19 protein-coding genes are annotated in these 23330 nt (G+C 72.2%); 12 read left to right on the forward strand and 7 right to left on the reverse strand.

Annotated elements, in window-relative coordinates:
- Positions 1–696: FadR/GntR family transcriptional regulator (locus ACZ5GT_RS34845; protein WP_469034531.1), on the reverse strand; the 696-nt coding region annotated here is incomplete at its 3' end.
- On the opposite strand from ACZ5GT_RS34845, the gene ACZ5GT_RS34850 reads away from it, so the two are divergent.
- The 11 genes from ACZ5GT_RS34850 (at position 695) to ACZ5GT_RS34900 (ending at position 14050) form a co-directional block, all read left to right on the forward strand.
- Entirely contained in the window at positions 695–2062 is a 1368-nt protein-coding gene (locus ACZ5GT_RS34850) for an ABC transporter substrate-binding protein (RefSeq protein WP_469034457.1), read from the forward strand. The genes ACZ5GT_RS34845 and ACZ5GT_RS34850 overlap by 2 nt on opposite strands.
- 20 nt (positions 2063–2082) lie before the next feature.
- Positions 2083–2988, forward strand: coding sequence for a carbohydrate ABC transporter permease (locus tag ACZ5GT_RS34855; protein ID WP_469034459.1), 906 nt, complete (start codon positions 2083–2085; stop codon positions 2986–2988).
- Positions 2985–3821: a carbohydrate ABC transporter permease gene (locus ACZ5GT_RS34860; RefSeq protein WP_469034462.1), complete on the forward strand. Its 837-nt coding sequence runs from the start codon at positions 2985–2987 to the stop codon at positions 3819–3821. Before ACZ5GT_RS34855 ends, ACZ5GT_RS34860 begins: the two co-directional genes overlap by 4 nt.
- Positions 3818–6295: a glycoside hydrolase family 95 protein gene (locus ACZ5GT_RS34865; RefSeq protein WP_469034465.1), complete on the forward strand. Its 2478-nt coding sequence runs from the start codon at positions 3818–3820 to the stop codon at positions 6293–6295. Before ACZ5GT_RS34860 ends, ACZ5GT_RS34865 begins: the two co-directional genes overlap by 4 nt.
- 87 nt (positions 6296–6382) lie before the next feature.
- Positions 6383–7717 carry an enolase C-terminal domain-like protein gene (locus ACZ5GT_RS34870; protein ID WP_469034467.1) on the forward strand — a complete coding sequence of 445 codons (1335 nt, stop codon included), beginning with the start codon at positions 6383–6385 and terminating at the stop codon, positions 7715–7717.
- 18 nt (positions 7718–7735) lie between these two features.
- Positions 7736–8782 carry a zinc-dependent alcohol dehydrogenase gene (locus tag ACZ5GT_RS34875; protein WP_469034469.1) on the forward strand — a complete coding sequence of 349 codons (1047 nt, stop codon included), beginning with the start codon at positions 7736–7738 and terminating at the stop codon, positions 8780–8782.
- A complete protein-coding gene (locus ACZ5GT_RS34880) occupies positions 8779–9540 on the forward strand; it encodes an SDR family oxidoreductase (protein WP_469034470.1) in 762 nt (253 codons plus the stop codon). The genes ACZ5GT_RS34875 and ACZ5GT_RS34880 overlap by 4 nt, the downstream gene beginning before the upstream one ends.
- Positions 9537–10166, forward strand: a complete 630-nt coding sequence (locus ACZ5GT_RS34885; protein ID WP_469034472.1) for a bifunctional 4-hydroxy-2-oxoglutarate aldolase/2-dehydro-3-deoxy-phosphogluconate aldolase — start codon at positions 9537–9539, stop codon at positions 10164–10166. Before ACZ5GT_RS34880 ends, ACZ5GT_RS34885 begins: the two co-directional genes overlap by 4 nt.
- Complete coding sequence (locus tag ACZ5GT_RS34890) at positions 10163–11218, forward strand: PfkB family carbohydrate kinase (RefSeq protein WP_469034474.1); 1056 nt, start codon at positions 10163–10165, stop codon at positions 11216–11218. The genes ACZ5GT_RS34885 and ACZ5GT_RS34890 overlap by 4 nt, the downstream gene beginning before the upstream one ends.
- Before the next feature lie 55 nt (positions 11219–11273).
- Positions 11274–12254, forward strand: coding sequence for an aldo/keto reductase (locus tag ACZ5GT_RS34895; protein WP_469034476.1), 981 nt, complete (start codon positions 11274–11276; stop codon positions 12252–12254).
- Between the two features lie 113 nt (positions 12255–12367).
- On the forward strand, positions 12368–14050 hold the full coding sequence (locus ACZ5GT_RS34900) for a rhamnogalacturonan lyase B N-terminal domain-containing protein (protein ID WP_469034479.1): 1683 nt from the start codon (positions 12368–12370) through the stop codon (positions 14048–14050).
- A 73-nt stretch (positions 14051–14123) separates the two neighbouring features.
- Here the strand turns inward: ACZ5GT_RS34900 and ACZ5GT_RS34905 are convergent, their stop codons facing one another.
- The 5 genes from ACZ5GT_RS34905 to ACZ5GT_RS34925 are packed head-to-tail and all read right to left on the reverse strand — an operon-like array spanning position 14124 to position 18253.
- Positions 14124–15497 (reverse strand): acetyl-CoA carboxylase biotin carboxylase subunit, encoded by a 1374-nt coding sequence (locus ACZ5GT_RS34905; RefSeq protein WP_469034481.1) that lies wholly within the window; start codon positions 15495–15497, stop codon positions 14124–14126.
- A gap of 3 nt (positions 15498–15500) precedes the next feature.
- Complete coding sequence (locus ACZ5GT_RS34910; protein ID WP_469034483.1) at positions 15501–15743, reverse strand: acetyl-CoA carboxylase; 243 nt, start codon at positions 15741–15743, stop codon at positions 15501–15503.
- A gap of 11 nt (positions 15744–15754) precedes the next feature.
- Entirely contained in the window at positions 15755–16750 is a 996-nt protein-coding gene (locus ACZ5GT_RS34915) for a 5-oxoprolinase subunit C family protein (protein ID WP_469034485.1), read from the reverse strand.
- The gene (locus ACZ5GT_RS34920) at positions 16740–17654 is read right to left on the reverse strand and encodes a 5-oxoprolinase subunit B family protein (protein ID WP_469034487.1); all 915 of its coding nucleotides are present in this window, start codon (positions 17652–17654) and stop codon (positions 16740–16742) included. Before ACZ5GT_RS34920 ends, ACZ5GT_RS34915 begins: the two co-directional genes overlap by 11 nt.
- On the reverse strand, positions 17651–18253 hold the full coding sequence (locus tag ACZ5GT_RS34925) for a LamB/YcsF family protein (RefSeq protein WP_469034533.1): 603 nt from the start codon (positions 18251–18253) through the stop codon (positions 17651–17653). The genes ACZ5GT_RS34920 and ACZ5GT_RS34925 overlap by 4 nt, the downstream gene beginning before the upstream one ends.
- A 198-nt stretch (positions 18254–18451) precedes the next feature.
- On the opposite strand from ACZ5GT_RS34925, the gene ACZ5GT_RS34930 reads away from it, so the two are divergent.
- The gene (locus ACZ5GT_RS34930) at positions 18452–20611 is read left to right on the forward strand and encodes a SpoIIE family protein phosphatase (protein WP_469034490.1); all 2160 of its coding nucleotides are present in this window, start codon (positions 18452–18454) and stop codon (positions 20609–20611) included.
- A 346-nt stretch (positions 20612–20957) separates the two neighbouring features.
- On the opposite strand, the gene ACZ5GT_RS34935 is transcribed toward ACZ5GT_RS34930, so the two are convergent.
- Positions 20958–23120 (reverse strand): glycoside hydrolase family 9 protein, encoded by a 2163-nt coding sequence (locus ACZ5GT_RS34935; RefSeq protein WP_469034492.1) that lies wholly within the window; start codon positions 23118–23120, stop codon positions 20958–20960.
- Positions 23121–23330 lie beyond the last annotated feature (210 nt).

Genomic DNA, 23330 nt, shown 5'->3' on the forward strand with positions numbered 1-23330 from the left:
CTCCCCCACCCCTCCCCTTCCCCCCCCCCTCCCCCCCCCCCCCTGTCCCCCCCCCCCCCCCCCCCCCCCCCCCCCCCCCCCCCCCCCCCCCCCCCCCCCCCCCCCCCCCCCCCCCCCCCCCGCCGCGGCCTCCTCGATCTGCGCGTGCAGGCGTGCCATGTCGGCGGGATGGTTCCCGGCCATGATCCCGACGACCGGAACCAGCCGCGGCAGCACGGTGGCGGGCTCCAGCGAGGTGACGAACACGCCGGCGCCGTGGCGGGACTCGAGCACGCCCATGGTGACCAGGGCACTGATCGCCTCGCGCGCCATGCCCCGGGAGACGCCGAGCCGCGTGGCGAGATTCCGTTCGGGAGGCAGCCGGTCACCGGGCCCCAGCGAGCCGCTCTGAATCAGGTCGAGCAGTTGGTGCAGTGCCCATTCGGAGGCGGAACGACCCGCCGATGCCTGCGTCGGCTCCATGGCGATCACTCTATCGTTCCGGCCGGAAGGCATACCGTCCGGCCAAGTGGTCGAACCACTTTCGCTCCGTGTCGCAAAGTCACTCCTCAAGAAATCTTCCTCCGTGCGTCTAGACACCAGATTATTACGGGGCTTCAATGACCGAAGCTCGGCGGGGCGCGAGCGAACTACAACCGCAGTGGTCCAACCACTTGGCGAAGGTCTGTCGATCACGACAGGCGATGGAGGAACCATGAACGTGAACACACACCACAGGCCGTCGCGGAGCCGTGCGAGAGCCGCGGGCCTGGCGGTGACGGCCGCACTGCTGCTGGCGGGCTGCGGCACCTCCGCGGACGGCGGATCCCCGTCGGACGGCGACACCGCCAAGGTCACCGGCAAGGTCGCGGGCTCCATCAATGTATGGACCTGGGACGGGGCGCCCGGCATTGAGGCCATGAAGAAGCTCGCCGCGGCCTTCGAGAAGAAGACCGGCGTCAAGGTCCACTCCAAGGTCGTCAGCCGCGACAACTACAAGCAGCAGGCCCAGTTGGCGCTGAACGCCGGCGACGGCATCGACGTCCTCGGCGTCCAGCCCGGCCAGTTCGCCGCCGAGGTGCAGCAGAAGCTGCTGCCGGTGTCCGCGTACCAGAGCAAGCTCGCCAAGGGCCTGGACGGGTACCGGCCGGCCACCGTCGCGCAGATCCGCAAGCTGTACAAGGGCGGTGGGGTCTACTCGGTGCCGTTCGGTTCCACCGGCTCCGCCGTCTGCTTCTACAACGCCGGGCTCCTCGACGAGGCCGGCGTGCAGCCGCCCCAGACGTGGAAGGACGTCCGCAAGCTGACCGACGCGCTGCACGCCAAGCACCCCGGCACCCTCACCCTGGTCAAGCCCTCCGGCAAGGACACCTGGTTCGAGGACGAGTTCGTCCTCACCATGGCCGGCCAGAACGACCCCGGCTTCTTCAACTCCGTCCGCTACGACGGCAAGCCGTGGAACAGCGCGGCCTACGTCTCGGCCCTCGAGCGCTACGGCCGGCTGTACAAGGACGGAACGCTCCAGCGCGCCGGCCTCGACATGGGCTACACGGACGCGATGAACGCCTTCGACACCGGCAAGGCGGCCATGGTCTGCAACGGTTCGTGGGAGGCGGCGCTGCTGAAGAAGGAGTACCGCGAGGCCAACGACATCTCCGTGCCGTCCGTCGGGGTGATCCCGGTGCCCGCCGACGACGCCTCGAAGCGGTCGCTGCGCTCCTTCCTCGACATCACCTGGGGCATCCCCAAGGCGGCCAAGAACCCCGCCGCGGCAGCCGCGTTCATCTCCTTCGCCACGCAGGAGAAGGCGGGCGTCGACCTGTGGGCGGGCGACCTGGGCTTCGTCCCCTCGGCGGCCGGCTGGAAGCTCGACCAGGGCGTCCTCGGTGACGACAAGCTCGCCTCCCAGGGCTACGCGACGATCGTCGACCTCATCAACCACGCCGGCTCGGACCGCAACAACATGAGCTCCTTCTCCGACGTCGTCGGCGGATACGTCCTGGAAGTCGCGCGGGGGCGGATGACCGCCCAGCAGGCCGCCGACAAGGGCCAGAAGGACCTCGACAGCGGCCTGTACAACTGACACCGCGTCAAGGAGAGAACGTGACCACCCCGACCGCAGGGCGGGGCAGACCGGGAGGCGGGCGCGCCGCGCTCGCCTTCCTGGCCCCCCTCGTACTGATCTACCTGGTGTTCTTCGGGTACGGATTCTGGTTCCTGATCCGTACCAGCTTCACCCGGGTGAGCCTTTCCTTCACCGACGCGGTGTCCGTCGGCGTGGACAACTACCGGCTGCTGTGGGAGAGCGACACCTTCCGCGGCGCCGTCCTCAACAACCTGCTCTTCGCGGTGATCAGCATCGCGGCGGCGCTGACCCTGGCCTACTTCATCGCCTACGCCATCAGCGCCGGACTGCGGCCCAAGCGGCTGATGTACGTGCTGTTCCTGGTGCCGTCGCTGATGCCGCTGTCCCTGGTGTCGACGGTGTTCGGATCGATGCTCCAGGAGCGTTTCGGCGTCCTCAACGAGACACTGCGCTCGGTCGGGCTCGGATCACTGGCCAGCCCCTGGCTGACCGACCCGGGTCTCGCCTTCGGTGTCGTCGCCGTCCTCTTCTGCTATCTGATCGGACTGCCCGTCATGTACTACACGGCCGACCTGTCGGCCGTTCCCATCGAGGTCGTCGAGGCCGGACTGCTCGACGGCGCGGGAACGTTCCGGATCATGCGGTCCATCGTCTACCCGATGATGACCTCGACCCACATCACGGTCGTCCTGTCCCTGCTGCTCGGCTCGTTCCGCTCGCTCGAGGTGGTGCTGTTCTCCACCGGCGGCGGCCCGGCCGGCCACACCGAGATCGTGGGCACGTTCCTGTACCGCTTCAGCACCGACCCCGGCCCGCGCACCGGATTCGTGGCCGCCGCCGCGGTCGTCGTGCTGCTGATCGCCTTCGTCATCTCCGTCGCGCAGATGCTCATCACCCGCCCCCGACGCGGAGGCCGTCGATGAGCGGCCACGAGACCACCCTGCGCGGAGCCGTCACCACGGCCCGCGACCGGCGGATCATGTACGCGGTGCTCATCGTGCTGGGCCTGCTGTGGGCCTTCCCGATGTACGCCGCCCTGCGCAAATCCCTCGAGGTGCACGGCCTCGACAACTACGTCTCCCTCTTCACCGACCCGGTCGGCGGCATCTCGATCCCGCAGACGTACCTGAACACGTTCGTCGTCGGGCTCCTGCACGCCACGCTGGTGGTGAGCGTGTCCACCGCGGCCGGCTACGCCTTCTCCGTCCTGGTCTGGCGCGGGCGCGAGATCGCCTTCTCGATGGCGCTGCTGTTCCTGGCGATACCGGCGGCCGCCATGATCGTCCCGGCCTACCGCATCAACAACGAACTGGGGCTCTTCGACAGCTATCTGGGCGTCGCCCTGCCCGAGGCCGCCATCACCATCCCCTTCGGCGTGCTGCTGATGCGCAACTTCGGCCGCAACGTGCCCGCCGCGGTGCTGGAGGCCGCCGCGCTCGACGGAGCCGGACACCTGCGGGTCTTCCGCAGCGTCTTCCTGCCGCTGTGCCGTCCGGCCGTCGTCAACCTGACCATCCTGTGCTTCGTCTGGTCCCTCCAGGACTTCATGTGGCCCTCGGTCTTCCTGCGCAAGACCTCCCTGCAGACGGCGGCGCAGGCGGTGATGAGCCTCAACACCGGCCTGGGCGCATCGCCCACCGACATCGCGCGCTACAACGCCAGCCTCGTTCTGCTGGCGGTCCCGGCGGTCCTCGTCGTGGTGTTCGGCATGCGCTACATCATCAGCGGTCTCACGAGCGGAGCGACCAAAGAGTGACCCAGGACCACACGTCGGCCGACACGCCGGTCCACACGCCGGCCGCCCTGCGCGACAGCCGCCCGGCACGGCGCTGGACCGACGCGCTGCCCCTCGGCAACGGACGCCTCGGAGCCATGTGCTTCGGCGGTGTGGCGACCGACCGGCTGCAGATCAACGACGACACCTGCTGGTCGGGATCGCCCGCCACGGCGTCCGGAACCCCGCTGATCGGGCCGGGGGAGGGGCCCAAGATCGTCGCCGAGGCCCGTGCCGCCCTGGAGGCGGGAGACGTACGCGCCGCCGAACGCGCCGTCAGCCGGCTCCAGCACGGCCACAGCCAGGCCTACCAGCCCCTGGTGGACCTCGAGTTGAGCCATCGGGTGGGCGAGCACGGCCAGTACACGCGCTCCCTCGACCTGCGCACCGCCACCGCCTCGCACTCCTACCTGACGGACGGCGTCCGCGTCGTCCAGGACGCCTGGGTCAGCGCGCCCGGCCAGGCCCTGTTCGTGCACCGCGCGGCCCAGGACGCAGGTGACCCGGCCCGGCCCGCCACGCTCCCGGCGACCACGGTGACGCTCACCTCGCCGCACCCGACGACGCGGACCGAGGCCACCGCCGAGGAAGGCGCCGGCGGCAGTCTCGACGCGCTGGTCCGCATGCCCTCCCACGTGGTGCCCCCGCACGAGTCCCTGCCGGACCCGGTGCGCTACGACCAGGCGCCCGGCGCCGCCGTCACCGCCCTGGTGGGGGTCCGCGTCCTCACCGACGGAACCGTCCGCGCCGAGGACGGCGGCCTCGTCGTCACCGGCGCCACCCGGATCACCGTCCTGCTCGCCACCCGGACCGACTACGGCGGCCCGCTGACCGACCCGCACGGCGACGTCGGCCGGATGCGCCGGGCCCTCGCCCGCCACCTGGACGACCTGGCGCGCACCGCCGGCACGGCGGCCGGACTCGCCGCGGCGCGCGCGGACCACGAGGCCGAACACCGACGCCTCTTCGACCGCGTGGAGCTGCACCTGGCCGCCGCGCCCGCGACCGGGAACCGGGACACCGCGGACCGCGTCGCCCGGTTCGCCGAGGGGGAGCCGGACCCCGGCCTCGCCGCCCTGGCCTTCCAGTACGGGCGCTACCTGCTGCTGGCCAGTTCGCGTCCCGGCACGCTGCCCGCCAATCTCCAGGGCATCTGGAACGCCCGGGTCCGACCGCCGTGGAGCAGCAACTACACCACCAACATCAACCTCGAGATGAACTACTGGCCGGCCGAGGTCACCCATCTCGCCGAGTGCCACCGGCCGTTGCTGGACTGGCTGGCGGCGGTGCGGCCGCGCGGCGAGGAGGCGGCGCGGGAGCTGTACGGGGCGGACGGCTGGATCCTGCACCACAACTCCGACGCCTGGGGGTTCGCCCTGCCGGCGGGCGAGGGCGACGCCGACCCGTGCTGGTCCTTCTGGCCGCTGGGCGCCGCGTGGCTGGTACGGCACGTGTGGGACCACTACGACTACACCCGGGACACCACCTTCCTGCGCCGCACCGGATGGCCGCTGATCCGGGACGCGGGCACGTTCTGCCTCGACTGGCTGACCGAGCGCCCGGACGGCACCCTGGGCACCGCGCCCGCCACGTCACCGGAGAACCACTACCTGGCCCCGGACGGACAACCCGCCGCCCTCTCCACGTCGACCACCTCCGATCTGGCGCTCGTCCGGGACGTACTGGAACGCGGTCTCGACGCGCTCGCAGCCCTCGCACCGCACGGCACCGCCGCCGCCGACGACGACTGGCGGCAGCGCGCGCACAACGCCCTGGCCGCACTCCCGGCGGAGCGGGTCGCGCCCGACGGACGGCTGGCGGAGTGGTCCTCGGACGTGTCCGACACCGAACCCACCCACCGGCACACCTCGCACCTGGTCGGCGTCTACCCGGGCAGCGGCATCACCCCGGAGTCGACCCCGGCCCTCGCCGCGGCCGCCCTGCGCACCCTCGAGGAACGCGGGCCGAAGAGCACCGGCTGGTCCCTCGCCTGGCGCCTGGCACTGCGCGCCCGGCTGCAGGACCCCTCCGGCGCGGCCGCCCTGGTCCGCGGCTTCCTGGCCCCGATGGCGGAGGACGCCTCCGAGGAACCGTCCATGACGGCACCCGCCGGCGTCTACCGCAACCTCTTCTGCGCGCACCCGCCCTTCCAGATCGACGGCAACTTCGGGTTCACCGCGGGGGTGGCCGAGATGCTGCTGCAGTCGCACGCCTCGGACGCCGCCACCACCCGGATCCACCTGCTCCCGGCCCTGCCCGACGAGTGGGCGACGGGGCACTTCAGGGGACTGCGCGCACGCGGCGGGGTGACCGTGGACGCCTCGTGGCGGGACGGAACGCTCCAGCAGGTCGTGCTCACCGCGGACTCGGACAGGGACGTGGTCGTGCGCCGGGGCGGGACGGAGACCGCGCTCCGCCTGACCGCGGGTGAACGGAGGCAGGTGCCGCTGCCCTGACCCAGCCCCCGACCGATCCCCGCGACTCGTGACCTCGCGGCAGAACCAATACCCGTGCGGCCCCGGCCCGCTCCCCAGGAGTAACCCATGTCTTCGACGCCCTCCTCCGCCCGTATCACGGACCTTGCGGTGCTGGACGTGCGCTTCCCGACGTCCGAACACCTCGACGGCTCCGACGCCATGAACCCCGAACCCGACTACTCGGCCGCCTATGTCGTGCTGCGCACCGACGCCGGTGACGGCCTGGAGGGACACGCCCTCGCCTTCACCACCGGGCGCGGCAACGATGTCCAGGCCGCCGCCATCGCGGCCCTCGCCCCGCACGTGGTGGGCCTGCGGGTGGCGGACGTCTGCGACGACCTCGGCGGCTTCGCCGGAACCCTGGTCCACGACCCCCAACTGCGCTGGCTGGGACCGGAGAAGGGCGCCATCCACATGGCCGTCGGCGCGGTCGTCAACGCCGCCTGGGACCTGGCCGCCAAGCGCGCCGGACTCCCGGTGTGGCGCTTCCTCGGCGAGATGACCCCCGAACAGCTGCTCTCCCAGGTCGACTTCCGCTGGCTCGGCGACGCGCTGACGCCCGACGAGGCGCTGGAGCTGCTGCGCCGTGCCGAACCGGGGCGCCGTGAGCGGATCGAGCGCCTGACGGAACGCGGCTACCCCGCCTACACCACCACGCCGGGCTGGCTCGGCTACTCCGACGAGAAGCTCGCCCGGCTCGCCAAGGAGGCGGTCGCGGACGGCTTCACCCAGATCAAGCTGAAGGTCGGCGCCTCGCTGGAGGACGACGTACGCCGGATGCGGGTGGCCCGGGAGGCCGTCGGCGCAGGCATCCGCATCGCGGTGGACGCCAACCAGCGCTGGGAGGTGGCGGAGGCGATCGACTGGATGCGGCACCTGGCCCCCTACGACCCGTACTGGATCGAGGAACCCACCTCACCGGACGACATCCTCGGCCACGCCGCCGTCCGCCGGGGTGTGACGCCGGTGAAGGTCGCCACCGGCGAGCACGTCGCCAACCGGGTGGTCTTCAAGCAGCTCCTCACGGCCGGCGCGGTGGACGTCGTCCAGATCGACTCGGCGCGGGTCGGCGGCGTCAACGAGAACATCGCCATCCTGCTGCTCGCGGCCAAGTACGGCGTCCCCGTCTGCCCGCACGCCGGCGGGGTCGGCCTGTGCGAGATGGTGCAGCACCTGTCCATGTTCGACTACGTCGCGGTCTCGGGGACCCTGGACGACCGGGTCATCGAGTACGTCGACCACCTGCACGAACACTTCCGCCACCCGGTCCACGTCGTCGACGGCCACTATCTCGCCCCGACCGCGCCGGGGCTGGGCGCCGAGATGCTGCCCGCCTCGCTCGACGCCTACCGCTACCCCGACGGGCCCGTCTGGTCGGACCGCGTCCGGCCCCGCGCCTGATCCGAAAGGAACCTGCTCATGAGCGCACTCGCAGCGCGCTACCTCGAGGCCCGTACGGTGGACACCGGTTCCGCCACGGTCGCCCCTCCCGGCCCCGGCGAGGTCCAGCTCGCCCCGGCCTACGTCGGCGTGTGCGGCACCGACCTGCACATCTTCCACGGCGACATGGACGGGCGGGTCAGCCGGCCCGCCGTGCTGGGACACGAGATGTCCGGGCGCGTCACCGCGGTGGGATCCGGCGTCGAAGGCTGGCAGGCCGGCGACGCGGTGACCGTGATGCCCCTGCGGTGGGACGACACCTGTGCCGCGTGCCGGGCGGGCAACCAGCACGTCTGCCGGCACCTCGACTTCATCGGCATCGACTCGCCCGGCGCCATGCAGCAGCGGTGGACCGTGCCCGCGTCCACGCTGGTACGGCTGCCCGAGGGACTGCGCCTGGACCACGCCGCTCTCGTCGAACCCACCGCGGTCGCCGTCCACGACGTACGCCGGGCCGACGTCCGTCCCGGCGAGCGGGTCGTGGTGGTGGGCGGGGGTCCGGTCGGCATCCTGATCGCCCTGGTCGCCGCCGCCGCGGGCGCCGACGTCCGGCTGACCGAGCTGAGCGCGCACCGCCGCGGCCTGGCCGGGGAACTGGGCATCGAGACCTGGGACCCGGCGGCCGACGACGTGCCCGGACTGGTCGAGCGGTGGACCTCCGGCGCGGGCGCCGACGTCGCCTTCGAGGTCTCGGGCGCGCAGGCCGGAGTGGACACCGCCGTCGAGGTCCTCGGAGTGCGCGGCCGACTCTGCCAGGTCGCCATCCACCCGGCACCGCGCACCGTGAACCTGCACCGCTTCTTCTGGCGCGAGCTCGTCCTGGTCGGCGCGCGCCTGTACGAACGTTCCGACTTCACCAGGGCGGTGGCGCTGGTCGCCGACGGAACGATCCCGGCCGGCCGGCTCATCAGCCGCGTGGTGCCGCTGGCCGACGCCGCCTCGGCCTTCCTGGCCCTGGAATCCGGCGCGGACGTCATGAAGGTCCTCGTGCGATGCGACGACACGGCTGTGGAGGCCGCGGAATGAGCAGTTTCGACCTGACCGGACGCCTCGCCGTGGTGACCGGCGCCCGCCGCGGCATCGGCCGCGCCATGGCCCGGGCGCTGGCCGGGGCCGGCGCGGACGTCATCGGCGTCAGCGCCGGTCTGGAGCAGAAGGGAAGCGACGTCGAACACGACGTCGTCGCCGCCGGACGCACCTTCGAGGCGATCCGCGCCGACTTCGCCGACCCCGACGCGGTACGCGCCCTCGGCGCGGAACTCGCCGCCCGGGAACGCCCCGTCGACATCCTCGTCAACAACGCCGGCACCATCCGTCGTGCACCGGCCGCCGAACACAGCGACGCCGACTGGGACCACGTGCTCCAGGTCAACCTGACGGCCCAGTTCACACTGGCCCGGGCCCTGGGCGCGGGGATGATCAGCCGCCGCCGCGGCAAGATCATCTTCACCGCGTCGCTGCTCAGCTTCCAGGGCGGCATCACGGTTCCCGGCTACACCGCCGCCAAGCACGGCGTCGCCGGTCTGACCAAGGCGCTGGCCAACGAGTGGGCGCCGTACGGCGTGAACGTCAACGCCATCGCGCCGGGCTACATCGCCACCGACAACACCCAGGCGCTCCAGGACGACCCGGCCCGCAGCGCGGCCATCCTCGACCGCATCCCGGCCGGGCGCTGGGGCTCGGCGGACGACCTCGGCGGGGCGACGGTGTTCCTGGCCTCGGACGCGGCGGCCTATGTGCACGGCGCCGTCCTGCCCGTCGACGGCGGATGGCTGGGCCGATGACGGATCAGCTGACCCCGGTGCTGGGCGGGGCCCGGCTGGTGCCCGTGCTGTCCGTGCCGTCGGCGGCGACCGCGGACCGGCTGGCCGACGCCCTGGTGGCCGGCGGGGCACGCTGCGCCGAGGTCACCCTCCGCACCCCGGCGGCCGAGGAGGCGATACGGGCCATGGCCGCCCACGGCGGCCTCACCGTCGGCGCGGGCACGGTGCTGACCGCCGAGCAGGTGGACCGAGCCGTGGCAGCGGGAGCGCGTTTCGTGGTCTCCCCGGGTTTCTGCGCCGAGGTCGTCGCGCGCTGCCGGGAGTTGGGCGTGCCCGTCCTGCCCGGCGTCGCCACCGCCACCGAACTCCACCGCGCGCTGCGGGCCGGGATCGGCACCGTGAAGCTCTTCCCCGCCGAACCCCTCGGCGGGCTGGGGACGCTGGCCGCGCTGGCCGCCCCCTTCCCGGACGCCAGGTTCGTGCCCACCGGCGGTATCGGCCCCGGGCAGCTGGCCGGATACCTGGCGCACCCCGCGGTGACGGCGGTCGGCGGCAGCTGGATGGCGACCCGGGAGCACCTGGAACGCGGTGACTTCGCCGGGATCCGGCGGCTGACCGCCGAGGCCGTCGCGAGGAGCGCCTCATGACGGCCACCGACCCGGCCTGGGACGTCCTCGCGCTCGGCGAGGTCATGCTGCGCCTCGACCCCGGCGAGGGCCGCATCCGCACCGCGCGGACCTTCCGGGTGTGGGAGGGCGGCGGCGAGTACAACGTCGTACGGGCCCTGCGCCGGGTCTTCGGAATGCGCACCGCCGTGGTCACGGCGCTGGTGGACAACGAGGTGGGGCGGCTGGTCGAGGACCTCGTCCTGCAGGGCGGCGTCGACACCTCGCTGATCCGCTGGGTGACCGACGACGGGATCGGCCGCCGGGCCCGCAACGGCCTGAACTTCGTCGAGCGGGGGTTCGGCATCCGCGGCGCGCTCGGCGTCAGCGACCGGGCGCACACGGCCGTCTCCGGCCTCCGGCCCGGAGACGTGGACTGGGACGTCGTGTTCTCCCGCGGCGTGCGCTGGTTCCACACCGGAGGCGTCTTCGCCGGGCTCTCCGACTCCACGGCCGAGGTGGCGGACGAGGCCATGGCCGCCGCCCGCCGACACGGGGTCACCGTGTCCTACGACCCCAACTACCGTGCCAGCCTGTGGGCCGGCCGCGGGGGCGCCGCGCGGGCCAGGGAGGTGGATCTGCGGCTGGCGCGCCACGCCGACGTGGTGGTCGGCGCGCTCGGCCTGGCGGGCCCCGGACCCGGCGCCGAGCGCGTCGCGCCCGACGAGGTGCCCGACGCGCTGGCCGCCGTCGCGGCCCTGGTGCCCGACGCCGACATCCTCGCGACCACACTGCGCGAGGTGCCCTCGGCCGGCGTGAACGACTGGTCGTGCGCCGCCTGGTCCCGGAAGACGGGATACCTCGCCGGCCCGCACATGCCGGGTCTGCAGGTCCTGGACCGCGTCGGGTCCGGGGACGGCTTCGCGGCCGGCTTCGTCTACGGCCTGCTGATCTCGGCCGACCCGGCGAGCGCGCTGGCCTACGGGGCCGCCAACGGAGCCCTGACCATGACCACTCCGGGGGACGTCTCGATGGCCTCGCTCGCCGAGGTGGAGTGGCTGATGACCGGGGGGACCGCCCATGTCAGGCGCTGACCCGACTCCACCCCCGCCCCCACGCTCACCCCGACGCACCACCGCGGAGGACATCGTGCGACAACGCCCCATCGGTACCACCCCGGTGCTGCTGACCGAGCTGGGTTTCGGGGCGTCGGTGATCGGCAACCTCTACCGGCCCACCCCCGACGCCGACGCGACGGCCGCGCTGGAGGCCGCCTGGGACGCGGGCATCAGGTACTTCGACACCGCGCCGCACTACGGACTGGGGCTGTCCGAGACGCGCCTCGGCGCGTTCCTGGCCACCCGTCCGCGCGACGCGTACGCGCTCTCCTCCAAGGTGGGCCGGCTCCTCGTCCCCAACGAGCACCCGCGCGGTCTCGACAGCGAGGGCTTCGCCGTCCCCGACGACCTGCGCAGGCAGTGGGACTTCAGCAGGGACGGCGTCCTGCGCTCCCTGGAGGACACGCTCCGGCGGACGGGAACCGACCGGCTCGACGTCGTCTACCTGCACGACCCGGACGAGCACTGGCGGCAGGCCGCGGACGAGGCCATGCCGGCTCTGGCGGACCTGCGCGACCAGGGAGTGGTCGGGGCGATCGGCGCGGGCATGAACCAGTCGGCCCTGCCCGCCCGTTTCCTGCGCGAGACCGCCGCGGACGTCGTGATGGTGGCCGGCCGGTACACCCTCCTGGACCAGTCGGCGCTCGACGACGTGCTGCCCGCCGCCGTGGAGCAGCGCAAGAGCGTGGTGGCCGCCGGAGTGTTCAACTCCGGCCTGCTGTCGCGCGAACGGCCCGAGCCCGGGATGACGTTCGACTACCGGGAGGCCCCGGCGGAGCTGATCGCCCGGGCCACGGCGATCGCGGACGTGTGCGAGCGGTACGGCACCACCCTGCCCGCCGCGGCCATCGCGTTCCCGTTCACGCACCCCGCCGTCGTCAACGTCACCCTCGGCATGCGCACCGCGCGGCAGGTGGTGCGCAACACAGACCTCCACCGGCAGCACGTACCCGAGGAGCTGTGGAAGGAGCTCCGCGCACAGGGCCTGCTCAGGCCCGACGTGCCCGGCTGACCCCGACAGGGGCGGCAGTACCTCACCGGCGCCGGTGGCGCACATGGCACACCCCACGAAACACCTGCCCCACCGAACACATGGCGCACCCCCACAGAGAGGAACACCCGCACATGTCGTCAACTGAAGCCACACCCACACCCCCTCAGGGCCACCTCACACGCCGGGCGGCTCTCGCCGGAGCGGCCGCGGCAGCGGCCCTCGCCGGGGTCGGCCCGCTGGCCGGCTCCGCGCGCGCCGCCGGGTTCGGCTGGTCCGACGACGGCACCAACTACGTCATCGACACCGGCGCCAACCTGGTGTTCAAGGTCAACCACTCCACCGGCGACCTGGTGTCGCTGGTGTACCGGGGAGTGGAGTACCAGGGCTACTCCGGCAAGAACTCCCAGGTCGAGTCCGGCCTCGGCGCCTCCACGGTGACCATCGCGACCGTCAACTCGACCATCCTGGTGACCGTCGTCCACGGCACGCTCAAGCACTACTACGCGGCGCGCAGCGGACAGAACACCGTCTACATGTGGACCTACAAGGCGGACAGCTCGGTCAACGCCGGCCGGTACATCGTCCGGATCAAGCCCAACATCTTCCCCAACACCGGTCCGGACGCCTGGGACGAGACCACCGGCACGGTCATCGAGGCCGCCGACATCTGGCGGTCCACCGACGGCACCACGCACTCCAAGCACTACTCCGGCCTGCGCACCATGGACTACGACTACGTCGGCAAGACCACCGGCTCGGTCGGGCTGTGGCTGCTGCGCAGCAACCACGAGAAGGCGTCCGGCGGGCCGTTCTACCGTTCGCTGCTGCGCGGATCGACCACGGCGGCGCAGGACTTCTACGAGATCCTGCAGTACTCGATGGCGCAGAGCGACGTGACCCGCTACGGACTGCAGGGCCCGTACCTGCTGAACTTCACCGACGGCGGCACGCCCTCCAGCTCGCTGTACGCCCGCAACCTGGACACCTCCTGGGTCGACTCGCTCGGCCTGACCGGCTGGGTCGGCAGCAGCGGGCGCGGCCGGGTGGTGGGCAACGGCATCTCCGGGATGGACACGTCGGTGCCGTACACGGTCGGCTTCTCCAACTCCACTGCCCAGTACTGGGCATCGGCGTCGTCGAGCGGTGCCTACACCTGCGAGAAGATGCTGCCCGGCACCTACACGCTGACGGTCTTCAAGGGCGAACTGGCCGTCGCCACCACCTCGGTGACGGTCACCGCGGGCAGCACCACCACGGTCAACACCCTGACCGTGAGCAGCGACCCCTCGAAGGCCTCCGTCATCTGGCGGATCGGTGACTGGAACGGCACTCCGGCCGGTTTCAAGAACGCCGACCTGATGACCACCGCCCACCCCTCCGACGTACGCGCCGCCGCCTGGACCGGCAACTACGTCGTCGGCTCCTCCTCGGCGTCCACCTTCCCCTGTTACATGTGGAAGGACGTCAACAACGATCTGCTGGTGTACTTCAAGCTCACCGCGGCGCAGGCGGCCGCGGCGCACACCCTGCGGATCGGCCTGACCGCCGGCTACATCGGCGGCCGGCCCCAGGTGAGCGTCAACTCCTGGACGTCCTCGACGCCCGCCGCGCCGACGCAGCCGTCCACCCGCTCGCTGACGGTGGGCACCTACCGGGAGAACAACGTCACCCTCTCGTACAGCGTCCCCGCCGGCGCGTGGCAGACCGACACGAGCCAGTACAACGTGCTCAAGCTGTCGATCGTCAGCGGCTCCACGGGCACCGGGTTCCTGAGCCCGGGGGTGTCCTTCGACTGTCTGGACCTGCTCGCCTGACAGTGCGGGACAGGACACGGCTCACCTTTCGTCCGGCCTGCCGGAAAGGAGAGGCGTGCAGGCCGGCCGGTGATCAGGACGCGGTCCAGGAGGCGATGAACTCGTCCAGGGACCCGGTGTGGAAGGCGCCGTCCGTGAACGCGTCCCAGTCGAGGATCGACTGCTGCAGCTCGGAGGTGGTGCGGACGCCCTCGACGGCCAGCTCGCGCAGCGCCCGGCGGGCCCGGGCCACCGCCTCCTCCCTGGTCCGGCCGGTCACCAGCACCTTCGCGATCATCGAGTCGTAGTAGGGCTGGATCCGGTCGCCCTCCTCCAGTCCAGTGTCAACCCGGATGCCCGGACCGCCCGGCCACCTCAGCCGGGTCACCTGCCCCGGTGAGGGGAAGAAGTTCTGGCGAGGGTTCTCCGCGTTGACGCGCAGTTCGATCGCCGCCCCCCGGATGGTGATGTCGTCCTGCGTCACGCTCAGCGGAAGGCCCGCCGCGACGCGGAGCTGCTCTCCGATGATGTCGACGCCGGTGACCAGTTCACTGACTCCGTGCTCCACCTGGATCCGGGCGTTGACCTCGATGAAGTAGAACTCCCCGGAGTGCGGGTCGACCAGGAACTCCACCGTGCCCGCGTTCGTGTAGCCCACCTGCTTGGCGAGCCGGACGGCCGCCGCGCACAGTTCCTCCCGGATCTGCGGTGCGAGCCGCGGGGCGGGACTCTCCTCCACCAGCTTCTGCCGGCGGCGCTGGAGCGAGCACTCCCGCTCGCCGAGGTGCACCACGTTCCCGAGGTGGTCGGCGACGATCTGCACCTCCACGTGGCGCGGGTCGATCACGCACTTCTCCAGGAAGACGGATCCGTCGCCGAAGGCCGCCTCCGCCTCGCGCACCGCCTGGGGGAAGGAGGTCCGCAGCGACGCCTCGTCGTCGGCCCGGCGGATTCCCCGGCCACCACCGCCCGCCGCGGCCTTGAGCATGACCGGAAACCCGACCCGCTCGGCGAAGGCGACGGCATCGTCCACCGAAGGAAGGCTTCCGCTGCCCGGGATCACCGGTACCGCCGCCTGTTCGGCGATCTCCCGTGCCCGCACCTTGTCGCCCACGGCCTCCATCACCTCGGCGGCCGGGCCGATGAAGACCAGTCCCGCCTCGGCGCAGGCCCTCGCCAGCTCCGGGTTCTCCGCGAGGAAGCCGTATCCCGGGTGAACGGCCTGACAGCCGTGCTCCAGTGCCGCGGCGACCACGCGGTCGATGCGCAGGTAACTCTCCTTGGCCTGCGGGCCGCCGATGAGGGCGGCCGCGTCGGCCGCCCGGACGTGCAACGCCTCGGCGTCCGGCGCCGAGTGGACGGCGACGGCCTCGACGCCCAGGTCGTGGCAGGCCCGCACGACGCGCACGGCTATCTCACCGCGGTTGGCCACCAGGACCCGGGTCAGGGGTGCCGTCCGTGTGCTCACGGATCAGTCCACGGTGAGAAGGGTCTGGCCCGCATCGACCGCCTGCTCGTTCTCGACGAGGACCGCGGTGATGTGGCCGGACGCCCCGGCCTGGATCTCCTGGAACATCTTCATGACCTCGATCAGCCCGACCACCGTGCCAGCGTCCACGGTGTCGCCGACCTGAACGTAGGGCGGCGACTCGGGGTCGGGGCGGCGGTAGAACACGCCGGGGAACGGGGCCGCAACGGCCTTTTCCTCACTCATACGCGGTCCTTTCAGGATCGGCCCGGTCCGGCGGACCGGGCTTCGGCGGCTTCGCGTGCCTTGGCCAGCCGGGCCCTGGCTTCTTGTCGGGCGCCGAGCGCCGCGTCGATGGACACCGGAACGAACCGGGTCACGTCCCCGGTCTTGGTCTGGCCCGCCACCGGGATGTCCGCACTGATGATGGTGCCGATCGTGGCGTAGCCCCCGCCGGTGACCGCGTCGTTGAGCAGAACGATCGGCTCGGTCCCGCCGGGGATCTGGACGGAGCCGATCGGGTAGCCGGTGTCCACCACGTTGGCGGGGTCGCTGCCGGCGCCCCGCGGCTGGGTGCGCTCCACCCACTCCACGGCGCCGCCCCGGTAGCGGTAGCCCACCCGGTTGGCGTCCGGCGTGACCCGCCACTCGGTCTCGAAGAACGCCGCCAGGCTGTCCGGGGTGACCCGGTAGCTGGCCAGTCCGACCACCACGCGCAGCTCGGCAGGCCCGGCGAAGTCCGGCACCAGGCCGGCCGGCAGGCTGCGTCCGGGTGTGCCGGCCGTGTCCGTGCCCACCGGCAGCAGGTCCCCCGCCATCAGCGCCCGGCCTCGGAAGCCGCCCATCCCGCACAGGGTGTAGGTGGACCGGGAGCCCATCACCGGCTCCACGTCGATCCCGCCGGCGACCGCGATGTAGCCGCGGGCGCCCGACCTCAGGAAGCCGAAACCGAGGACGTCACCGGCCTCGGCCCGGTGCGAGGCCCAGGGCTGGATCCCCTCGCCGTTGAGGGTGACGGGCAGGTCGGCACCGGTGACGGCGAAGGTGGTGGCCTCCAAGAAGCCGACCTCCGGACCGAGATAGGTGCATTCCAGCACGGCGGCCCCCGGCGGGTTGCCGACCAGCGCGTTGGCCACGCAGTAGCTGAAGCGGTCCATGGCGCCCGACGGCGGCATGCCCAGCGCGTAGCCCTGTGTGCGCCCCTCGTCCTGGACGGTGGTCATGAGTCCGGGGCGCAGAATCTCAAGCGGCATAGAGCAGCTCCTGCATGGCGGCGACGGTCTCGTCGGGACGGGCGAACCATTCGGCGGGGGTGAAGTCGAGCTCTTCGAGGCGGTAGCGGAACGAGCCCTCCGCGACCCGGGCCCGGATCTCGTCGAACTCCTCGCGCTCGATCCTGCGGTAGTTGAACAGGTCTCCCGGGCTGGGGAAGGAGAAGCTGTCGCGGAAGTCGTACAGGGTCTGCTCGGGCTGCACGATGGGGGTGGCGCACATCCCGAACAGCTGGTAGCCGCCGGCCCCGTCCACCGGGTAGATGGCGGAGAAGGCACCGCCCCAGGCGAAGGCCCGCTCGGGAGTGAAGGTGCGCGGCCGCACGTACTTGGGCACCTCGATCTGACGTGCCTCCGGGACGAGCTGGTAACCCCACGGCACGGTCGGCACGAACCCGGTCATCGAGACCAGCGCCGGGGCGGACACCATGGCGTCGATGAACTCGCCCGTGCTCGCGTATCCGTTGAGCTCCGCGGCGAACTCCAGGTCGGTCAGGTCCGGCCTTTGGTGACGGTCACGGAACCGCCGTACCGTCGCAGCCGTCCACTCGTCCTCGAACAGCACCGGGACGTCCACGATCCTGGTGCGGATGGTGATCGACCGGAAGTCCGAGCTGGCGTCCTCGATCTCCCGCAACTGCTCGACCAGGTCGGCCGGATGGACGACGTCCGGGTCGATGCGCACCATGTAGGAGGCGTTCGACAGACAGATCTCCATGATGCCCGGCAAAGCCTTTTCGGCCAGGGCCCGGGTGAGCACCTGCGCCTTGAGGTTGACGTCGAGGCTCATGGCCTCGCTCAGCTGGACGACGATCCACTCGTCGCCGCCGAAGGTGTAGTGCGTTCCTTTCGGGGGCTCGGTGAGCACCCCCGGACGGGCCGTCATGCCGGCACCGCCTCGACCGCGACACCCGCGTCCAGGACCGTCCGCCGGACCGCCGCCGCGAGTTCGACGGCATGGTCACCGTCGCCGTGCACGCAGATACTGCCCGCCGTCATGTCCACGAGATTTTCCGCCTCGGTGTGCACCTGACCGCTCTTCAGGAATTGCCGCACCCGACCGAGCGTGGAATCCATATCGGTCCCGATGATTTTCCTTTTGATGGGCAAGGTGCCGTTTTCGTCATAGCTCACGTCGCACATTGGGTATGCCCTCCGTGTCCAGGGATGCGCGCAGCGTGCCGGCCGGCAGGTGAAAAGGGTGCGCGTCCCGTCAGGGCTGGGCGGGATCCGGCGTCGGCCGAACCCCTCCAGGCGATGGTGGCCGGGGCGGGCGCCGACCGTGATGCCGTGCCGGTCGGCCGTGCGACTGGTCGGCCGTACGGCCGTCGGATCGCCCGCGTGGAAGCCGCAGGCGATGTTCGCCGTGATGATCACCGGGAACATCTCTTCGTCACGTCCCATGATCCAATTGCCGAAGCTCTCGCTCATATTGCAATTGATGCCGATCGCAGAGATTCCTGGCGTGCGCGATTTCTGCCCGATCCGGGGGCGCTCGGTGCCGCCCCGCGTGACTCACCAGGAGATCCCACGACAATTGTTGCACGGCACGAATTATGGCAGCCTTTTCGGGCGGCGCACCGGACGCACCGCATTGTTGCGTCCGTGGGGCGGACGCATACTTGGGGAGGAGGACTCGGAGAACACGCTCCGTGCGTACGAGCATCCGGTGAGGCGGCGGGCATGACGTACGAAGAAGTCCGGGCCGGGCAGCGGAGCCGGCGGGATCCGCCGGACGGCCAGGTCTCCGCCGGACCGCCGTCCGCGCAGCCGTCACCGCCGAGCGATGCCGCGGTCCTCGCCTGGCTCTTCGCCGGCCACCCGGTCGCCCTCTCGGTGTACGACACATCGCTGCGCTGCGTACGGAACAATCCGGCCATGGCCCGGCTCACCGGTGCCGCGGACCACGGCACCTGGTTCGGGCGGCGCGTGACGGAGATCCTTCCCGGCCCGCAGACCGCCGCCTGGGAGGCGCGCATGCGGCAGGTGCTCGCCACGGGCGAGCCGGCCCCGGCGACCCGGATCCGCAGCAGGGTGCCCGCCGCCCCGGAAAGGGAGCGGTACCTCTCCGTCGCCGCCGACCCGCTGCGCGGCCCGGACGGCACCGTCACCGGCCTGTGCCTGACCGCCGAGGACGTGTCCGAGCGGAGCGGCGCACCGGACCGGCTGGCCCTGCTGAACGAGGCCGGAACCCGCATCGGCAGCACCCTCGACGTACGGCGCACCGCCGAGGAACTCGCCGAGGAGCTCGTGCCGCTGCTGGGTGAGTGGGTGAACGTCGACCTGCTCGACACCCTGCTGATGGGCGACGAGCCCGGCCCTTTCACCGGGCAGGTCGCCCTGCGCCGGGTGGCCAACCACTCGATACACCCCGGCGCCCCCGAAGCCCTGCTGCAGCCGGGCGAGGTCGACTTCTATCCGTCCCACTCGCCCGCCGTGCGCAGCATGGCGACCGGGCGCACGGTGGTGCACCTGTTCACCGATCCCGCCGCGCAGGCGTGGCTGAACGACCAGCCGGCCCGCGCCGACCTCGTCCGGGAGTACGACTACCGGTCGATCATGAGCCTGCCGCTGCGGGCCAGGGGCACCGTGCTGGGCGTCACCGTCCTGCTGCGCCTCCGGGAGGAACCGTTCAGCGAAGAGGACCGGCTGCTGGCCGAGGAGCTGGCAGCGCGGGCCGCCGTGTGCCTGGACAACGCGCGCCGCTTCGCCCGGGAGCGCTCGGCCGTGCTGACCCTGCAGCGGAGCCTGCTGCCCAGCCGGCTGCCGCCACTGATGGCGGTCGAGACCGCCTCCCGCTACCTGCCCGCCAACGGGGCCGGCGGGGCCGGGGGCGACTGGTTCGACGTGATCCCGCTGTCGGGCGCCCGGGTGGCGCTCGTGGTCGGCGACGTCGTCGGCCGTGGCCTGGGCGCGGCGGCCACCATGGGCAGACTGCGCACCGCGGTGCGCACGCTCGCCGACGTGGACCTGCCGCCGGACGAACTGCTGACCCATCTCGACGACCTGGTCGACCAGAGCGCCCCGGTCGACGACGGCTCGTCCGCGGACGCCGCCGAACTGGGCGCCAGCTGCCTCTACGCCGTCTTCGACCCGGTCTCCGGCACCTGCGCGGCCGCCCGGGCGGGCCATCCGCCGCCGTTCGTGGTGACGCCCGACGGCGAGGCCGGACTGCTGCGGCTGCCACCCGGCCCGCCGCTCGGCCTGGGCAACGGGGTGTACGAGGCGGCCGAGGTCGAACTGCCCGAGGGAAGCCTGCTGGCGCTGTACACCGACGGGCTGCTGGACCCGTCCGACGCCGACCTGAGCCTGCGGCGTCTGTGTTCGGCGCTGTCGCACCCGCCGGGCGCGCTGGAGGAGGTGTGCGACCACGTCGTCGACACGGTCGTGCCGTCGGCCCACACGGACGACGTGGCGTTGGTCGTCGCCCGCACCCGCACCTTCGACGCGGACGAGGAGGCCACCCTCGACGTCCCGAACGATCCGGCCGCCGTGGCGACGGCGCGCGCCTGGGCCGGGGAACGGCTGGCCCGGTGGGGGCTGGAGGAGCTCGGCTTCGTCACGGAACTGGTGGTCAGCGAACTGGTCACGAACGCGCTGCGGCACGGCGAGCCGCCGGTCCGCCTGCGGCTGCTCAACGTCACCACACTGATCTGCGAGGTCACCGACGGCAGCAACACCGCTCCGCACCTGCGCCGGGCGCGGCTGTCGGACGAGGGAGGCCGGGGGCTGATGCTGGTCGCCGCGCTGACCCAGCGGTGGGGAACCCGGCAGACCCGCCGCGGCAAGACCATCTGGTGCGAGCAGAGCCTGCCCCGGGAGACGGCGGTCCGCGCCCGCTGATCCACGGGCGAACGGCGCCGCCCACCGCCTTCGCGCGTCCTCGCCGCTGTTCCTGCGCCGGCCCGAAGGAGCCGACCCGGACCTGGAGCACTTCGCGGCCGAGGAGACTCAGGCCGCACGTGCCCGTGGAGTCCACGCCCGCGGCGTGGCGTCGCCCTCGCCGCCGTCACTGTGCCGCCTCGCACGCCCTGAACGGCATCGTGTGCCCACGGAGAAGCACGCGCCCTGAGCGCACTGCCGCCCCGCCGCGTGTCCGCGGCGGGGCGGCGGTCCGGCGGTTCGGTGGGGTCCGGCCGCCCAGGCCCGGGTCCCTGGCCCCGGGGGCCGGACCCGGGCGCCCCCAGGGTCAGGAGCAGGCGCTTCCGTTCAGGGAGAACGCGGTGGGCGCGGGGTTGCTCCCGCTGAGCGAGCCCTGGAACCCGAAGCTCACCGACGCCCCGGACGCGATCGCCCCGTTCCAGCCGAGGTCGGCGGCGACGACGTCGGCGCCGCTCTGCGTGACGGTCGCGTTCCAGGCGTTCGTCACCCGCTGACCGCCCGGATAGCTCCAGGCCAGCTTCCATCCGTCGACCGCGGTCGAGCCGGTGTTCTTGACGGTCACCGTCGCGGTGAACCCGTCGTTCCAGGCGTTGTCCACCTTGTACGTCACCGCACAGGACGCCGTGGGCTGCGGGTCTCCCCCGCCCGACGACCGCTCGGCCGCGTAGGCGGCGAGCCAGGCCAGTGGGGCGTTCCAGTTGACGGCCACCTCGTTGGTGGAGTACGAGCCGATGTCGTCGATGTAGCACGCGGCGGGCGCGCAGCCGGCCAGCTTCTCCTGCGCCACCGGGTCCTGCAGGCCGCTGTTGGCGCCGCCCGCGAGCGAACCCGCCGGCGGGTTGGGCAGTGAGGCGTCCAGCTGGTGCGCCCAGAAGCGGTGGTGCTGGTTGTGCGAGGACGTCTCGCCGTACCCGGTCACGTACGACTGGCCGATGGCGTTGCGGCCGAGCAGGTAGTCCATCGCCTCCAGGACACCGGCCCGGTAGCGGCCGTCCCCGGTCAGCTCACCGGCGACGGCCATGACGACCGCGTTGTCCGCCAGCTCGCTGTTGGAGCCCCAGAAGTAGCCGTCCGTGGGGATGGGCACCGCGTAGCCCTGCCCGGCCATCGTGGACAGGTAGCCGTCGGCGGCCGAGGTCACCGAGGAGCGGATGCGGGCCAGGTCGGACGCGGGCAGCCCGTTGGGCACGGTGGCCAGGGTGAGCCGGCCGAGCGCGGCCGTGTCCGCCCAGCCGAAGCCGTACGGGGTGAAGGCGCTCGCGGAGGTGTGCCAGGACGAGGAGGTGACCGCGTCCCGGTAGGCGCTCTCGCCGGTCGTCGCGTACAGCTCGGCGGCCGCCCAGTAGAACTCGTCGCTCACCTGGGTGTCGCCGTAGGCGCCGCCGCCCGTGCTGTCCGAATCCGGCGCGTACATGGCCGGGTTGGCCTGCGCCGCCGTCCAGGCCCTGCGGGCGGCCGCGAGGCAGCGGTCGGCGAACGCGGCGTCGTACGGCCGGTAGACCCGGGCGCACTGCGCGGCGGTCGCCGCGAGGTTCAGGGTCGCCGCCGTGGACGGGCGGTGCAGTTCACGGACCTGGGTGTCCTGGTCGGGGCGGGTCGGCAGCCCGGTCCAGGCGGCGTCATGCACCTTGTGGAACGCCATGCCCGCGTACGGCTTGCCGTCGGGCACCTGCATCCGCATCAGGAACTCCAGCTCCCAGCGCGCCTCGTCCAGGACGTCCGGCACGCCGTTGCCGCGTTCGGGGACGCGCAGGGTGGAGTCGCCCAGCGCGGCGTCGGTGCCCGCGCGCTTTGCCCGCTCGAAGGAGTTGACGACCAGCCAGGTGGAGATGCCTCCGTTGACCACGTACTTGCCCTGGTCGCCCGCGTCGTACCAGCCGCCCCTGACGTCCCGGGTGTAGTCGCAGACTCCGGACTGGCAGGGGACGGAGGTGTCGCCCTTGTTCGGCGCGACGCCGAGGTGCCCGGCCGGGCGCGCGTAGGCGGAGCCCACCAGGGAGGACTCGATGGCGATGCCGCTGCGCTGGTGGTAGAAGAACGCCATCGAATCCGAGCGCAGCCCGTCGTAGAGGTCGGCGCGGATGTCGAACGGGTCGCTGGTGCTGCCGTCCACCGTCAGGACGTACCCCGACCCGGTTTCCTTGTACGAGGAGAAGTCGGCCACCTGGACGGACTGCCCGGAGGGCTTGTCCGCGCCGCGCGCGACGGTCGAACCGGAGGCGACCACGGTGCCGGAGGCGGTGCGCAACTGCCAGGTGAGCGCCGACGACGACGTGGTGACGACGGTGGCGCGCTTGGGGCCGTCCGGCAGATAACCGACCTGGTTGACCTCGACGGCCGTGGTCGCCGCCGCGGCGGCGGCGAGTCCCGCGGCCGCCGGTGCGGTCAGCAGACCGCCGAGGAGGAGTGAACCGGCCAGCAGGAACGTGGGGAGGGTTCTGCGCCTGCGTAACGACAAGGAGGGGGGCATGAGCGGCTCCTGAGTCACTGTGGGGTGGCTCCCGGGGCGGGGATCTTTGGGAGCGCTCCCATGGTGGACTCCCCGGTGTGGGAGTTCAAGAGGTGGCGCAGGGGACCGCGGTCAGCGGGAGCGGGGGGGGGGGGGGGGGGGGGGGGGGGGGGGGGGGGGGGGAGGGAGAGTGGGGGGGGGGGGGGGGGGGGGGGAGGGGGGAGAGTGGTG

This window comes from Streptomyces sp. NPDC031340 (assembly GCF_055569945.1).

What these genes read in the sequence shown, in the direction of transcription:
- ACZ5GT_RS34915 (WP_469034485.1), bottom strand. Translation starts at nt 16,750, where the DNA reads ATGCCGCTTGAGATTCTGCGCCCCGGACTCATGACCACCGTCCAGGAC.
- ACZ5GT_RS34930 (WP_469034490.1), top strand. Translation starts at nt 18,452, where the DNA reads ATGACGTACGAAGAAGTCCGGGCCGGGCAGCGGAGCCGGCGGGATCCG.
- ACZ5GT_RS34860 (WP_469034462.1), top strand. Translation starts at nt 2,985, where the DNA reads ATGAGCGGCCACGAGACCACCCTGCGCGGAGCCGTCACCACGGCCCGC.
- ACZ5GT_RS34890 (WP_469034474.1), top strand. Translation starts at nt 10,163, where the DNA reads ATGACGGCCACCGACCCGGCCTGGGACGTCCTCGCGCTCGGCGAGGTC.
- ACZ5GT_RS34920 (WP_469034487.1), bottom strand. Translation starts at nt 17,654, where the DNA reads ATGACGGCCCGTCCGGGGGTGCTCACCGAGCCCCCGAAAGGAACGCAC.
- ACZ5GT_RS34910 (WP_469034483.1), bottom strand. Translation starts at nt 15,743, where the DNA reads ATGAGTGAGGAAAAGGCCGTTGCGGCCCCGTTCCCCGGCGTGTTCTAC.
- ACZ5GT_RS34875 (WP_469034469.1), top strand. Translation starts at nt 7,736, where the DNA reads ATGAGCGCACTCGCAGCGCGCTACCTCGAGGCCCGTACGGTGGACACC.
- ACZ5GT_RS34935 (WP_469034492.1), bottom strand. Translation starts at nt 23,120, where the DNA reads ATGCCCCCCTCCTTGTCGTTACGCAGGCGCAGAACCCTCCCCACGTTC.
- ACZ5GT_RS34880 (WP_469034470.1), top strand. Translation starts at nt 8,779, where the DNA reads ATGAGCAGTTTCGACCTGACCGGACGCCTCGCCGTGGTGACCGGCGCC.
- ACZ5GT_RS34900 (WP_469034479.1), top strand. Translation starts at nt 12,368, where the DNA reads ATGTCGTCAACTGAAGCCACACCCACACCCCCTCAGGGCCACCTCACA.
- ACZ5GT_RS34870 (WP_469034467.1), top strand. Translation starts at nt 6,383, where the DNA reads ATGTCTTCGACGCCCTCCTCCGCCCGTATCACGGACCTTGCGGTGCTG.
- ACZ5GT_RS34885 (WP_469034472.1), top strand. Translation starts at nt 9,537, where the DNA reads ATGACGGATCAGCTGACCCCGGTGCTGGGCGGGGCCCGGCTGGTGCCC.
- ACZ5GT_RS34850 (WP_469034457.1), top strand. Translation starts at nt 695, where the DNA reads ATGAACGTGAACACACACCACAGGCCGTCGCGGAGCCGTGCGAGAGCC.